Raw genomic sequence first — 14,733 nt, forward strand, 5'->3', positions numbered from 1 at the left:
AGCCGCGAGGTTCGGGCTCGGGCTTCAGCCCTCCGATGGCGTTCAATGTTGATCCGCGGTACTGCAGCTGCGGATGTAGGCCCGAGCCTTCAGGAGTTTCGCCAATCCCGCAGCAGATCCGAGGCAGCTTGAAGGACGTCTAGTATGTCTGCGCTGGCCTGCCCGAAGGTTTGGCGAGGACTGGTCGTCGCTTCTACCAGACCGTATCCGAGTCTATTCGGGCTCAGGTTCTGCAGGTGCGAGGGCACTCCGTAGTGCATGCACCTGTTCCTGAGCTTAACGCTTGCACGGATGCGCTCGACCTGCGGCAGGGCGAGCAGCGTCGACAGCTCCGACATCCCCTGCCGCCCCGCCAGCGCAGGGTTCCGCTTCTGAACCTCTTCGAGTGCATTGAGCACATGAGCCGCGGTAATGAACCTGGCGCGAAACAGTGCACTGGGGAAGTCAGATGCTGACGGGGCGAAGAGGAGCAGTGCTGTATTGACGTGGGTTTCCACCACCGTCAAGGCATCCTTCACGGGAAGGGAGAACTCTGGTTCGAACCAGTTGCGGTAGCGATCGTTACGTGAGGTGGTCTCCGGTGAAGGGTGAGGGCCGACCGGAGGTTTCAGGGGGCAGGAGCGCGGTTCGCTCAACCCGAATCCCATGAGAACCGCAAAGAACAGTCGGCCGATCTCGTTGCCGAAGTTGTAGGTGTGGCCGCGTCCCTGCGCTCGTTCTCCAGTGGCGTCGAGGACGAGTGTTCTCTGGAAGGCGGCGATGCGGCTGGTTGAGATCAGCCGGCCACCGAGCTCCACAATCGCGAGGTCCTCGTCAGCGCTAAACCGACGGTTGTGCGCGACTTCGATACGGGTGAAATCGGCGATGACCCCGTCATAGAATTTCTGGTTGTCATCGAACAGCTTGATGGTGTGGCGGGCGGCGGCGATATCGTCGGCGAACTTGAGAGCGATCGTACCTGCGCGGTCAGGGTGGCGGTTCTTGAGCAGTTCGAGCCCTTCATAGGCAATGCGTGCAAACTGCGGAAGCCCTCCGAGCCCCATCGGGGCCTCCCATTTCGCATCCCCCTGGGCCGACTCCGCGAGGGAGAGCACCCAGGAGGCGTCATCGTGAAGCATCCGGCGGTCCAGGGCGGACCAGTCTTGGCGAGGTTGCTTTCCAGCCTTGCTTTGTCTCCTCGAGGTACTCTTGCCCACGATTACCCTCTCTGCCTACTTTTCCTCGCACAGCGGCACGTCTGCTGGCGGCTGATCACCTGGTAGAGCGGCTGTGAGTTCCGGCCGGGTAACGCCCAGGGCACCTTCTCAGTATCCCCTTGAGGTCACTCTAGTTCCCGGCTAGATTCTCCTCATGCTGGAGTACCTCACCCAAGGTGACCCTTCCTCAACTCCCCTCTGGAACAATCCATATCTCATCGGCACATTCGGTGCCGCACTCGGATTCCTGAGTGCGTTCCTCATCGAGTTCATGAAAGCCCGCAAGTCGCTCCGCAGCGAGTTGACGTGGGATTACGATATCGACGCGCCCCAGCGGATCGAGACCGCAGGTTCGCAATCACGACTGCAGATCTCATACGGCGACACCGTCACCGAGAAACTCACCATCATCCGGTTCCGGGTCGCGAATACCGGGAACACGCTCGTCAAGGATGAATCGCTGCGATTCGCGCTGCCGAGCGGCGCCAGACTGCTCGAAGCATTCCTCGACCCCACTGTCACACCTGAAGCCGCCGTGACCGTCACGAGTACCTCGCACACCGAGGTCTCCTGGAATATCGGATACCTCCCGCCCAACAACTCGGTCGGCTTCAACCTGATCTGCGACGGGGGCGAGTGGGAGGGCTGGTCGAGCGTGTTCGACAAGAACGAACACACGCTCGTCAACGTCCAGAGGAAGGGGACCGAACGTGCCATGGACGACCGCATCCAGCTGCGACGGTTTCTACAAGTGGGCGCCGCCTGGGCGATTGCCCTGTTCACCGCCACTGCGCTGCCCACCGACCTGTACTACCCCGCGGCGTTCATTACCGCACCGATCGTGCTCGTCCTGGGCCTGATCATGGTCGTGTACTCCCCCGGAGCGATGCGAGCAATCGCTTCGACGCTCACCGACCGGAGCGCGAAGACGTCGACCACCGTCCGATCGAACAGCGATGTCACCAACGTCAGCATCCAGAACCAGAACTGAACACCTGCCCTACCGGAGACGCTCGTGCCCAAGCCACCACGCAAGCCCAAGAACCCCAGCCGCCGGCAGGACCATGTCGACCTAGTCGCCGAACCTGTCCTGAGTGATGGCGCGGACGCGTTGTGGATGAAGTTGCGGCAGGGCGCACGCAATGTTGCCGGTGTGAGCTGGCAGATCGCCGTCACCGCTCATCTGCTCATTGAAGCGCACGCTGGCGAGCGTGACTTCACCCGCATTGTGCCGGAGGGATTCGAGGACATCGATTGCCTGACTTCCAGTGGCTCACGGGTCCTCGTCCAGGTCAAGGAAAAGGGCGCCGGGGCAGGCACCATGACGGCAGCGGACGTCGCCGCTGTCCTTGACCACGCCGCCAAGGCCGACAAGTACGTCAACGTGCGATCCATCGTGCTCGTCACTGACGGCGAGCTGGGGTCGGGCCTCTCCTTCACCGGATGGGACTCGACCCTGAGCGACCTGCCCTCGACTACGTGCGATCGCCTGATCGAACTGCTCAAAAGCCGAGACCTTGGCCCTGCGCTGGCGAACCGGCTTGTGGCACAGACACATCTTGTCCGTTTGCCATGGAACCTGCGGGACTCGAGTGAGCTACTACTGCGAACCAACTCAGAGATCCACCCGTCGGTAGCGACCTTGGTTGTCAGCGAGCTCTATGCTCGACTGCCCTCTGCCACCGCCGAACAGCGCTCTCGTCGCCGGGACAATGCCGTGGCTACTGCCCCTGGCGACATCGACACCTTGATCGAACAGATTCAGTCGACCGTCGATGTCGCAGGCCTCAGCGCGGCGGTTGCTGCTGGAGTATGCGGATCGGCGGACTTCACTACTGACCTCGGTGTTCGGCCCGATCAGTTCTACCTTGGCGTGGATGGCGCTCCAGGCCACATTGCCGACGGTCTCGATGTACTTCGCCCCCACGAAATGACCCTTATGGTCGATGCGGCTCAGGACCAACGGTATGCGCTCGTGGTCGGACCGTCCGGCTGCGGGAAGTCGGTCCTCCTCTGGCGCGCAGCGCGCGACGCGGTGCTCGGATCGCGGATAGTCCGGGTCCGGCGAGTCAAGAGCGACGAAGATGTGCTCCTGTTGCGTCGCCATGTCCAATTGGCGAGACCGACTGTGGAATCGCCGGTCATCGTCGTCGCTGACAACCTGGGCAGACCGCACATGGAGAACTGGCCCGACGTGGTCGGCGCGCTGCGAGAGCTGCCTGGAGTCATCCTGTTCGGCGCATGCCGCGCCGAGGATTTCCATCCACGATTGGCACGTGGTGTCGCGCACATCGTCCGACCCACGCTGGACGAATACACCGCCCAGCGAATCGCCCAACGGTTGGACGAGGCAGGACTGTCGCCGGCGATGGCTTCGACCGAAGCCTTCCAGCGCTGTGACGGACTTCTGATGGAGTACCTCGCGCTGCTGCTCAGAGGTCAGCGGCTGCATCTCATCCTGTCCGAGCAGGCCGCTGGCCTCCGCGATCCCGGCCGTGAACTGCAACGTCGTGCAGCTCGGTTGATCACAGGAGCGCACAGCTTGGGCTTTGCGCTACCTGTCGAGGCGATCAAGGCAGCCTTCGTGCCGAGCGTGTCATCAGAAGATCTCGGCGACGCCCTCGAAGTCCTCCAAGGCGAGCATTTCATCGTCCTCGACGGCGACACCTGGCGTGGCCTCCACGAGCTTCGCTCGCGCACGCTCGCCGAGCAGCTCCATGATGCACCGCCCCCCACGTTCGGTGAAACGCTCGCCGAGGTGGCACGGGTTGTGACCACCAGCGAAGCGAGCTGGCTGCTGCGACGAACCGCCGAGCGCTTCCCGCGTTGGGCGCCGTACGTAGCGGGCGCGCTCGCCGAGCATCTCCGCGCGTCGCCGAACCTGGACGCCGCGACGCTTGCCGAACTACTCGAAGGTGCAGAGCGAGCCGACAATCTCATCTACGCCCGCGCCTGCCTACCAGCATTTGCCGACGATCTCCCAGAAGGCTGGTCAATTGCTACTGCCGCTTCCGTCGCATATGGAATAAAGTGTCAGGGCACGTTTGTTGAGGCCGGTGACGCGACTTCGCGAGCGCTCAAACTAGCCTTCAGCGCTCTTGTCAGGGCCATGCCGGAGCGATCTGAGGTGGTCTTGACCGAACTATCCTCGGCGCTCGACTCCGCGCGCATCGTCGAAACAGCAGTCAACGCCAGTCTCGTAGACGCGGTGCGGTTGCTCGAAGCGCTCGCCGGCACCGTGCCCCTAGAGCAAGCCCAAATCGAACAGGTGTACCGACACTTTTCACTGCCCTCCAACCGCGCCGACGCAGCGTACTGGGCCCGACTCACGGAAGCGCTCTTCCACCTGCTTCCCCGAAACACCGACACCGCCGCACTCGGATCGATTGAGGATCGCGCCAATGTAATCGCGAAGGCCGAACCATGGGCATTTGCCATCGCAATGGAGGGCGACGTCCCCCACGCCTCTGTCCTCCAGGCTAGTGAGAACGAAGCCATCAGCGAAGCGCTACCGTGGGAAGCCGACGATCGCCCCAACGCAGATACGCTCGAAGCTATCGCCATAGCCCTCGCGAACCGAATCGCCTCCGCCTGTCCAGACGCGCCCGCGGTGGGAGTACGCACCTACTCCCCGTCTGGCAGCCCATTCATGGTCGACGGCTACGAGCCCGCTCGACGCCTGATTTCCACGGCGGTCAGGACAGACCGCACCGGAGTTCGACGCAACGTCGGATTCTGTGCCGCACTCCGCCGACTCGCCGCGGCCGAAACCTGGACCGAACTCCTGACTGCGGAAGCCTGCCTCGGAGCCGAACTCGTCGCACTCGCCGCTGAAGCGCCCCACCGCTTGAAAACCACCGACAACATCCGCCGCCGTAGCGATTGGGTCGCGCGAGTCGAAGTAGCTCAGCGACGAGCAAACATGCTGCAACCCGAACCGCCGTCCCTTGACGAAGGCCTTCCTGCATCCCATGCGAAGGCAGACGCACGCGAGAGACAGCCAGATCCAACCGCGACCGCGCTCGCGGACGCCACAAGTGCGCTTGGCGCGATCGGCAGTACGGCTCCGCGGTCGGCACTAGAAAAGACTCTGAAGGATGCCGCCAACCGATTGAGCAAGGCGAGGGAGGTCAGTGCGCCCGTACTTTCTGACCTCGGCGAACCGATTCCTGAGGCGCTCATCGAGCACTTCAAGCGATTGTCTGCGCTGGCTGCGGCGTCCCTGCGAGAGCCATCTGAGTTCATACGGTTGCGGCTCGGCGACGAGCACGCCATGCAGGTGTTCCTCGAGACATCCGTCCAGCGAGCGGTTGATCGGCAGACGGCGATACTCGACGCCGCCTTCGATGATGTCCCAGAGCGGCGAATTCAGGTCCTTCACTTTCCTGAGGGGACTCCGCATGGAACTGGAGATCTCGCCTTCCTCGTGACGATGCCTCTCCGCGCCTGGCATACCGCACTGGCAGCAGCCGAACGGCTCGACGACAGCTTCAGGAGCCAGCTTGAGGCGAATGCGATCGTCGCGCCGCGAGTTGGCGACCAAGTCAGCATCGGAGGCATCTGGGTCTCACGCCTCGGACCGCGGCCGTATCTCCCGGCTCCTCCCGACTACTCCCGCTCTTATGCAGCGGCCGCGGGACTGCATACAGCGGAAGTGAGGGCTGACCAGCCTGCGACGGTGGTCCTTGACAAGCTCGTGCGCCTCTCATGGATGTCCGTTCTCCACCGCCGCCGAGCCGAGCAGTGGGGCGCTGCGACACCATCTGCGCGAGATGGTCTTGAGGCCATACGGCACAGCATCAACGAGGGGCACTGGCGCCCCAGAGAGGAATCCGTGCTGACGACGCTGCTGAACCAGGTCGAGCAGGAGATGGAATCTGCAGAAGCTACCGAAGTGACGCTTGCGGGGGCGCTTGCTGACATCCAAACTGCCAGGCTGGACGACCCCGACTCAGATGAAGCCCGACTACTACAGATGCTCGGTGCACTCTCGCCCGATGGCCCAGGTGGAGAGAACTAGGCGAGTACGCGCTGTTCCGTGTCCTCGAACAGCGCTGGCCGAAGCTCTGATCGCGCTCGAGCCCCGCCCTCACAGGGGCGGGCCGTTTTTGCGTGTCTACCGGAGGACACCGGCTTGGGACGCGATGCTTCTGTCATCTCTCCAGTCGGCGCGGGCGCCGAACCGAATGCGCAGGCGACCATCAGCGAGTGTGCCCCCGGGTTGTTCAGCGGTGGTTAGAGAGGGAACGAGCGAGACATAGACCGTTCCCCCAGCCCCTGGTCGGTCGTCATTGGGAATTGCTGGTTCATTATGGTTGATGGAACATTAGGGAGCTCCATGGAGATGATGAGCCAATCGAGCCTTTCGCCCCCGGGATAGTCGATGCTCCAGCCTGTGACCTGCACGGGAGTTCCATCGACCGCAGACACCTGCACCGCGATCGCAGGCTCGGGTGGCATTCAATCCATGCAAAGGTGGCGTTTTGATCGTGGTCGAGTTCGACAAGATTGCCGCCAATCGGCCATGAGACCAGTTCCACAGATCGGAGCGGCGGCTGTGCGCAGTGATGCCGTCGTCAGCTGGAGTCTGGCCGATCGCGTCATCGCCGACCACGCCGCGGGTGGTTCGGCGGCCCATTTGTGTGCCGTTACCGAAGGAAGCTGCGCGTGTTGTTGTGCCCGTTGAGGACAGCCCGGTCCAGTCCGCGGTTGAATGCCTCGCAGGAGGTCTCAGGTACTAGCAAGCAGTGATGGCAGGCACCCGGTGTGGACCCGCGTCCGCGCGGCCCGGGAGCATCCTCTGCGCAGACAGGGTCGGTGTCGCACCAGGTTGCTGCGTCAACGGCGGCCTCGAGGATCTCACCGAGGCTCTGCGGGTGGCCGAGCTCGACGAGACCGCCCAAGGTTCCATGTACGTCGCCGGCCGCGGTGTAGATGAGGAATGCGGTTCGGTTGTCGACGGTGAAGATGCGCTCTCGTAGCGCTGGCAACGGGTACCCCGCGTGCGGCGCGGCGGCACGCATGATGAGGTGTGCGAGTGTGTGCGCGAGCAGCCAAGGCAGTGGTTGTGCGGGTTCGTCCTGCGTGAGCGCTGCCTGTGCCGCGTTCTCGAGCCGCGCGTCCGTGCGAGCCCGAGTTGCCCACGTGGCTACCGCATCCGGATCGAGCATGAACAACAGGCCCTCGCCGAAAACCTGGTAGCCGGGCAGCCAGTTGTCGTTGGAGTGTTCCGCAAATGTCTCCGGCAGCGGCTTCCCCCACATTTGGGCGTACCCGGTCGTCGGATCGGCTCGCGAGGGTTCGATGCGGCTGAAGCCAGCGAGGACGCGTGTCTCACGGAGGCGAGGGACGAGGCTGATGGCGGACAGCATCCTACCGAGGCGGCTGTTGCGGTATGCCTCGATGTCTTGGGGCTCGACGATAAGGTCGGGCAGCGCGCCGGTTGTGCGCCGGGGGTGGTTAGCAGATAGCAGTGCGGTTAGCTCGTCGACGCGGCTTGGGCCGACAACCTGATCTTGCTCGAGCGCGTCGAGGTGTCGGGTGACTTCCTCTTCGTCGGTGCGAATGCCGAGTTTGGTCGCCACTGTGGTGATGTTGATGACGACTTCTGCGGTGCGGACGAGCTGGCGCAAGGTGCGCAGGGTGGCGTTGTCGGTGAGCGCGTGCAGCAGCGCCGGGTTGTCGGCGCCGGCGACGGGGATGGTGAGACTCGACAGTTGCGAGGCGTAGTACACGGTCGTTGACGTTCGCTCAACCGGTCTCGCGCGCCTCGTGCAGTCTTCGGTTCCGGCATGAGGGAGCCACGGGCGCGCACCGGTGCATGGGAAGTCGATGGCCGGGTCGAACTGTTCCTTTCGACCGCAGCCCTTGCATGTCAGTACGGGACGGTCGGCGGCCCCAGAGACTTGGTACCGGACGTCGGGCTTGGAGCAGGCGGGTCCGTCCTGATTGTGCAGCCATCCTGCCCAGTCCATGTCGTCAAGATGTCCTTCAGCGCACGCAATAATTAGCGCGGCCTGGAATGTTGGCCACCTGCCGCGCCGCGAGCTCGGCGACGAGCAAGCGTTGCAGCGTCCTTCGTTCGCGTCTGCCGGGTCGCGTCGTACGAGCCGTTGGCAATCTGGGTTGCTGCATGCCTCAGCGAGCGGGAATCGCACTGCGGGCACGAGCCAGTCGGTGTCATGTGAGGGGTTGTCTCCGGCCGGCCAAGGTGTCACGAACCGCTCGACGCCGGATGCCGCCTGCAGGTGCCGGTCGGTGATGGTGAGCTCATCGAGGACCGGGACTGAGCCAGGCGCACGCGACGGCAGGGATCGCAGCCAAGTCGCCGGTGCGGACACAACGGCGCTGACGCGGTTGTGGGTAAGCAGCAGTGAGCCTGGACCGAATGGCGCGATCAAGTGAGCGCGACGTACGGGTGTAATGAATAGGGGGCGGCTCACCAGGTGTCCTCCTCGCTGGCTTCGGTCGGCGTCTTTTGGGTCGCGGAGCTGGGCTCCGATTCCTCGGCTTTGCTGATGCGGGCGGGTAGCCAGCTTTCGTCGATGCGCAGGGCCGCGTCGGCGTCGACACTGCGCAACGATGTCGGGATGGGCCAGCTTGCGGTATCGATCGGTGCCGGGTCTTCAAGGGGGCGCAGGAACTGCACGCCGCGCTGTCCCGCCACGCCCCAGCCGAGCTGTTCGTCGACGGCAGTCTGTACTTCGTTTAGTGCAGCCTCAGACAGTGCGTCGAGGCGACTCCTCATTTCAGGACCGATGAGTCGGGCCGCTCGTCGACTGATGTCTTCTGCGGCGGCTCTGGTCAGCGCAATGTCGTCAGGAAGGACGCGGTCGTTGCCTGCAGCGCGAACCTGTCGGACAATCGACGCGAGCGCGCCACGCAACCCGCGAGTGAGTGCGGCGTCGGTGAACGGGGTGACGCTCGCCGGCTCCACAGCTGCATAGAGTCGCTGGTGCACGGATGTGAACCGTTCGTAATGGCTCACGTCGCGACTGGTCAGCGGGTTGAGCAGGACGACAACGAGCCCGGGCCCGTTGCGCGGTTTACGGCCGACACGGCCCGCGACTTGGATGTACTGCGCGGCAGTTTTCGGCTGGCGCACGATGGTGAGCAAGCCGAGCCGGTCGACGTCAACGCCGACCTCGATGACGCTCGTCGCGAGTGCGAGGTCGATGGCTCCCTGCTGGCCACGTCGTCGGGTTAGTCGTTCTAGGGCCTCGCTCGCCGAGCTGCTCGACGCGCTGGTCAGCTCCGCGTCGGTGAGTGTCCGTATGGCCTTGCGTTCTCCGTCGCTGTTGGGCTTGCCGGTGCGAATGCCCGTGGCGCGAACGAGACGCCATGCGTAGGTGCGGAGGTCGGTCGAGATGAGCGCCTTCGCTTGCCCGAGGTCGCGAAGCGATCCGAAGAACACGACGTTGGTCCAGTACGGGTCAACGGGTGCGCCCTGCTGCTCGAGCGCTGAGGCGGCGTGTGCCAGGCTTGCAAGCACCCGCATTTGTGTGTGCGCAAACTTGCCACCGCCAGTGGCGCAGACACCGAGGAAGGCCCGCGGCGGGCTCGCTGTGTCGGCTTGCGCGAAGAAGCTGTCGTCGACGGTCAGACCGGGGGGTGGCACGAGTCGAACCTGCGCGGCGGGGCAGGCGTACAGCGCTTCCGCCTGCCGCGCATACGCGCGGGTGGTGGCGGTTGCGGCAACCACGTGTGGTCGGCCGCCACCGTCGTGCCGGCATAGCTGGTCGATCGCGGACTCGTACAGCCCGACGAGGCTGCCCAACGGCCCGGAGATGAGGTGCAGCTCGTCTTGGATGACTAGCTCTGGAGCGGGCCGCTTCCGCGACCCGTCGCCATCCAGGCCGAACAGGACTCGGGCGCGGTCGTTCCACGCAAGCTGCGCGAATTTATCAACGGTAGCAACGAGAAACGTCGGCGGCTTCGAGTAGATGTCCTCATCCACCTCGTAGACCGGCAGTCCCTGCGACGTGCGGCTGAGGTGGAACGCGCACGCCCGGTTGGGGCACGAGGCCTGCATTCGGTGGCCTTTCGGGGTTGATTGGACCCCATAGCCGAGCACCTGCCCGTCTGCGACGTCCCCGAATGCAGCCGCGCAGGCTGGGCAGCGGGACAGCAGGAACGGCCGCGTTGCGCCGCGTCGCCGGTTGGCTAGAAGGCGAAGGCCTCGGAGCGCGTCCTTGCGCCAGTTGGGGGTGCTGGCCCGGCCGAGCCACGCCCCGATAGAGAACCGCTCTCGGCCGAGTACCTCGGGGTTCGCGGCGCGGAGCGTCTCCAGTGCGCACAACAGTGATGCGGCGCGCTGCAGCTGCTGCGCGGTGAGGAGGCGTAGCGTGTAGCGCATGATGACCGCTGTTCCACCAGCGGTGGGCTCCATCCGGCGTCGGAAGAGCATCGTGAAGGCCGCCAGCGCCAGGTACGCCTCGGTCTTGCCACCCCCCGTGGGCATCCAAATGACATCGACCACGCCGCGCCGAACGTGCGCTGGGTCAACCACTGGCGCGAGGTTCGCTAGCAGGAACGCCAGCTGGAACGGCCGCCAACGGGCACTGCCGACGTTTTCCGGCTCGGTGCCGGCGACCGTGACCGCCCCGTTGGTCACGCTCACTTCACGGGTCGGCGCGGCATAGCTGCGTCGCTGCTGTGCCATCGCCGCTGACGTCCACCGCAGACACTCGTGCACAGGCCCCGACGCCGCCAGGGCCCAGCCGGCAGCGACGTCGTCCGCGAAGGCCCTGCAGTTTTGCTCGTGCGTCTCGGCAGTCTTGCGCGCTGGCCCGGTCAACTTCGCAGCGTCTCGCGCCAGATCACTGATCCACTCGCGGTAGCTGGAGATCATCCGCTCGACGATCTCGACAGCGTCAGCGTCCCACCGTCCGAGGGCGTCCATGTCAACCTCAAGCGAGCCCGCCGAATCGGCGATGTCCGGCGTAGTGCCAGTGATGGTGGCAACCGGCAACGACTCCGTGCAGACCAAAGCGATGTCGTTTCGGATCGTCACGACAGCGTCGGCCCCATGGCCGACGGCGCGTATCGGCGCATCTGCGTACAGCAGCCGCAAGCTCGCCGCCTCCGGCGTCATGTCGGCGTCTCGATCCGGATAGTCAGCGAGCTGCGCCGCTGGCACCGCCGCAGTGAGCTTTGCTCCGAACAACACCCGTTCCGACAACTCCAGATTATTTGTCTTTGTCCGGTTAACCAGGTAACAGGTGACAATTCGAAGCCCGTCGGCCGCCACCCGCGCGTGTACCCCCACCTCGAGGTGCAGTGGGCCGACGACGACTGGTTCCCAAGTTCTGAGCTGCTCTCCGTCGCCACGGAGCGGCACCCTCACCTCGGCGTGCACCGGTACGCGGTGCCATCCGGTGGACAACGTGCCCTTGTAGCTGAACGGGAAAGGTTCATACCGTGCACCGTCCACGTATAGCTCCAGAGTCGACGTCTTCTCGGCGACGACGAACGAGAATCCGAACGACGCCGGCCGCCCAGGTCGGTCCCTGGGAAGGTCCTCAATCACGGCTTCCTCATCATCGGCGGCGTCTGAAGCAGATTTCGCCGGTCGCGGAGCCACCTCGGCAGCGTCATCGCCGGCGTCGTCCGCGTTTGGCTGTTTTGGCCCTTGTTCGTCGTCGAGGTCGTGCTCCTCATCTGAACGCAGCACCGGGTACAAGGCACCCACGATGTAGCGTGCTGTCGGTGGCTCCCGGAGCACCTCGGCGCCGTCGTCCGCGACGAAGAGACGGTTCAGGTCCCTGGGCCGGTCGATGTTCTGCCCGCGCCCGAGCCTGATCGGCGCAGCTCCTGGATAGGTGCCCTCGGTGTCGGCTAGCGGGCCGAGCAGGTCCCGACGCACAGCGTCGATGACAAGATCTCGAGTCTTCTCCGGTGTCACGAACGCCCCTCCTTTGCGGCCAGTGCGGTGACGCGCTGGCCCTTCTTGTCGATGGGTACGCCAAGCCATGCGGCAGGGACTACCACAGGCTCGTCGAGCCGAGCGGTCACCACTGCGAGCAACAAGGACCCGAGCTCGCCAGCATGCAGTACCGCCCAACCATCCTCGTCGATGTCGGTCGCCCACGCGTGGTCCGTCAGGAGCGTGAGCAGGTCTCGGCGGATGTTCTCGCCCGCTTGTCGCTGCGCGGTACGCACCATTACCAGGTCGTCGAACCTGTCCAACAGGTCGGACGCACCTACTGCCCTGACTAGAGCGGCGAATGCGGCCCGGCTCTGCGGGGCAATGTATGACGCATCTAGCGGGTTGCGCAGCAGCACTCGCGCATAGTCATTGCTGAGCGTTCGAGTCAGCTCTCGGTGCAGTCTTGCCTGCCCATGCTCAGCGAGCGCTTGACGCAAGGCCGACTTCAAACTCGCGGCGTACCCACGGACTTTATTGATGCGGTCAATGGACCAGCCCTGCCGCGTTTCGAGCCACTCGTTCGCCCGTGCCTCCACCTGCTGGCGTGGCGCACTGCCGATCCGCTCCGCAATCACCATGCCTGTTGTCACAGCGGCCATCGGCACGGAGGACAGAGCAATCGATCCGGTCTCCTCGTCAATCGCCACCTCGTGCGGCCGCGGCCCGACCTCGGGGTGGAAGAACACGGCGTGCCCCGAGGCCAACTGCACTTCAACTGCCTGCGCCTGCTCCTCGGCTGAGGTCACGGTTGGGTGGGGGGTCCGTCGAGGTTTCTTCGAAGCGTCGAGCCCGGAAAGCCACTCCTGTGATGCCTGCCTGCCTCCTGGCGGCCCGCTGTCATGCAGCACGAGCCGCGGCCTGGCCTGGTTCGGGAGCAGCCAAAGGTCCTCGGGGCGAAGTGGCGGAACATCTGCAGGAACGATGAGCCGCACCAAGGGAGCGACCGGTGCCGTCAGGAGCCAGCCTTTCTCTCTCAGCGTCACCTCAGGAGCTTTGAAGGCCGAAGAGAAAGCCGCTGCAAGGTGACCGACGAGCACGACAGCTCTGTGCGATACCGGGGCGGTTCGCAGGTCGGTGGGACAGGCAGTGTCGACACGATCGAGGCCTTCCCTGGCCAGCCACCGACGTACCGGCCTTCGCCATTGCCTGCGCGGCACGATCAAGATCGCCTCGGGATGCCCGCCATCAGTCTCGCCATACTCACGCAGCACGTCTGCCACCCGCGCGGCGATTGGGGACGACGAGTCCTTGAGCTCCCCAAGCGCCTCGCGGAGCGGCCGCAGCTGTTCGCAGAGGCTGTGATGCGGGTGTTCGGCAAGAAAACGCTCTATGTCGCCAAGCAGGTCTGAGAGGCCGGCTGCCGATTCAGTTGCAGGCAAGGGAGTTGCCGTCAGTACACGCCAGGCCCCAGACACCGACGTCAAACTGTCTGCTGCCACTGATGACATCCCGGCGAACGGACGTAGCGCTGCGGCGGCGGCCGTCGTCCGCTCCAACTCCCGCCACTGGACGCGCGAGGTGCTTACCAATGGCTGCTGCGCGGTCAGCCACGTTGCGAACCACTTCGCAAGTGAGCTCACCATAGGTCCTCGTCAACGGGGACGGCCTTCGGCTCGGTCACGCACAGCACTTCCAGTCCCGCCGTCGGCTGCAACAGCGAGCCGAGCTCCGCGGGCACAACAGTGGGCGTTGGCCATCCGGACTCCTTGAACATAGCCGCGGCGTCAGCTGCGGCGGGGGAGCGTCGAGGAAGCAGTACAAGCAGCGGCACGCTCGGCCAGTTCCGTCGTGAACTCGCGATCCACCCAGTTGACCCGGTGATGACCACCAGCCGCGGGCACAGCTCGGCTGCCCACGGCACGTCGGCAACGTCGGGAATCGAGCCCATCAGCAACACTGGGTATCGAAACCAGTCCTGCAGACCTGCTCCAGCGAGCAGTCGACCTTGAAGGTGAAGGGAGGCAGCCGCGTCGGACAGGAGGTCAACGTCTGCACGGAATGTGCCGGGCTCACCAGCGACAACGACTGGATGGGCGGCCGCAGCGGAGAGTCGCTGCCCGGCGACACCTTCTGCGCAACCGAGCGCCTCCGCGACTTCATGCCGAGCGTCATCCGGAAGTCGCGTATCACTCCGCTGCGGGAACCCTGCGGGCAGGCGGTGGACGCTGTCGCGGTTGCCGCGCAGCCGGAAACCGCCGAAGTCCAGCTCCAGATCGTTCACCTCGCGGAGTCGCAAGTCCTTGAGCTGCCCAGAGACCCAGCTGGCGGCTCGGATCCCGGGTTCGAGCTTCGCGTGCGCACAGTCCAGACACTCGAACGGTGCCAATACGGAGCCGAGGGCGGCTGCCACACCCGCGAGGTGCAGAGTCGGGACCGTGACCACAACACGTAGGTTCTGGTCGACGCTCGGGGCGGTGATGGTCAGCTGTTCGGCCAGGCGGTGGAGATTGTGCAGGCTTGAGGGGAACGAACCTGCTGTTGACTCGGCTGCCTGCTGTCGCACCCGCACCACCTCGTGACGGACCGCCTCTTGGCCCGGAGTCGTTCCGCGGAGCGATTCGGCGCGCTCACCGAGTTTCGGCGAACTTGGCGGTACGGAGGAGCGCCGTT

The 14,733-nt window shown here is 64.7% G+C and carries 7 protein-coding genes; 2 read left to right on the forward strand and 5 right to left on the reverse strand.

Features of this window, described 5'->3' with window-relative positions; all coding sequences use genetic code 11:
* Positions 1-89 precede the first annotated feature (89 nt).
* Complete coding sequence (locus tag AB0K52_RS21870) at positions 90-1,118, reverse strand: hypothetical protein (RefSeq protein WP_363535350.1); 1,029 nt, start codon at positions 1,116-1,118, stop codon at positions 90-92.
* A 232-nt stretch (positions 1,119-1,350) separates the two neighbouring features.
* Between AB0K52_RS21870 and AB0K52_RS21875 the strand changes: the two genes are divergently transcribed.
* Together AB0K52_RS21875 and AB0K52_RS21880 are read left to right on the forward strand one after the other, a co-directional pair.
* Positions 1,351-2,187, forward strand: coding sequence for a hypothetical protein (locus AB0K52_RS21875; RefSeq protein ID WP_363535353.1), 837 nt, complete (start codon positions 1,351-1,353; stop codon positions 2,185-2,187).
* A 24-nt stretch (positions 2,188-2,211) separates the two neighbouring features.
* Positions 2,212-6,216, forward strand: coding sequence for a hypothetical protein (locus tag AB0K52_RS21880; protein WP_363535356.1), 4,005 nt, complete (start codon positions 2,212-2,214; stop codon positions 6,214-6,216).
* Between the two features lie 628 nt (positions 6,217-6,844).
* Here the strand turns inward: AB0K52_RS21880 and AB0K52_RS21885 are convergent.
* The 4 genes from AB0K52_RS21885 to AB0K52_RS21900 are packed head-to-tail and all read right to left on the reverse strand — an operon-like array spanning position 6,845 to position 14,626.
* Positions 6,845-8,638: a DUF1998 domain-containing protein gene (locus AB0K52_RS21885; RefSeq protein WP_363535359.1), complete on the reverse strand. Its 1,794-nt coding sequence runs from the start codon at positions 8,636-8,638 to the stop codon at positions 6,845-6,847.
* The gene (locus AB0K52_RS21890) at positions 8,635-12,099 is read right to left on the reverse strand and encodes a helicase-related protein (RefSeq protein ID WP_363535362.1); all 3,465 of its coding nucleotides are present in this window, start codon (positions 12,097-12,099) and stop codon (positions 8,635-8,637) included. The genes AB0K52_RS21885 and AB0K52_RS21890 overlap by 4 nt, the downstream gene beginning before the upstream one ends.
* A complete protein-coding gene (locus tag AB0K52_RS21895) occupies positions 12,096-13,703 on the reverse strand; it encodes a hypothetical protein (protein ID WP_363535365.1) in 1,608 nt (535 codons plus the stop codon). Before AB0K52_RS21895 ends, AB0K52_RS21890 begins: the two co-directional genes overlap by 4 nt.
* A complete protein-coding gene (locus tag AB0K52_RS21900; protein ID WP_363535371.1) occupies positions 13,700-14,626 on the reverse strand; it encodes a hypothetical protein in 927 nt (308 codons plus the stop codon). The genes AB0K52_RS21895 and AB0K52_RS21900 overlap by 4 nt, the downstream gene beginning before the upstream one ends.
* Positions 14,627-14,733: the final 107 nt, after the last annotated feature.

It is taken from the genome of Glycomyces sp. NPDC049804, from assembly GCF_040674615.1.
Lineage (GTDB): Bacteria > Actinomycetota > Actinomycetes > Mycobacteriales > Micromonosporaceae > Glycomyces > Glycomyces niveus.

What these genes read in the sequence shown, in the direction of transcription:
- AB0K52_RS21870 (WP_363535350.1), bottom strand. Translation starts at nt 1,118, where the DNA reads ATGCTTCACGATGACGCCTCCTGGGTGCTCTCCCTCGCGGAGTCGGCC.
- AB0K52_RS21875 (WP_363535353.1), top strand. Translation starts at nt 1,351, where the DNA reads ATGCTGGAGTACCTCACCCAAGGTGACCCTTCCTCAACTCCCCTCTGG.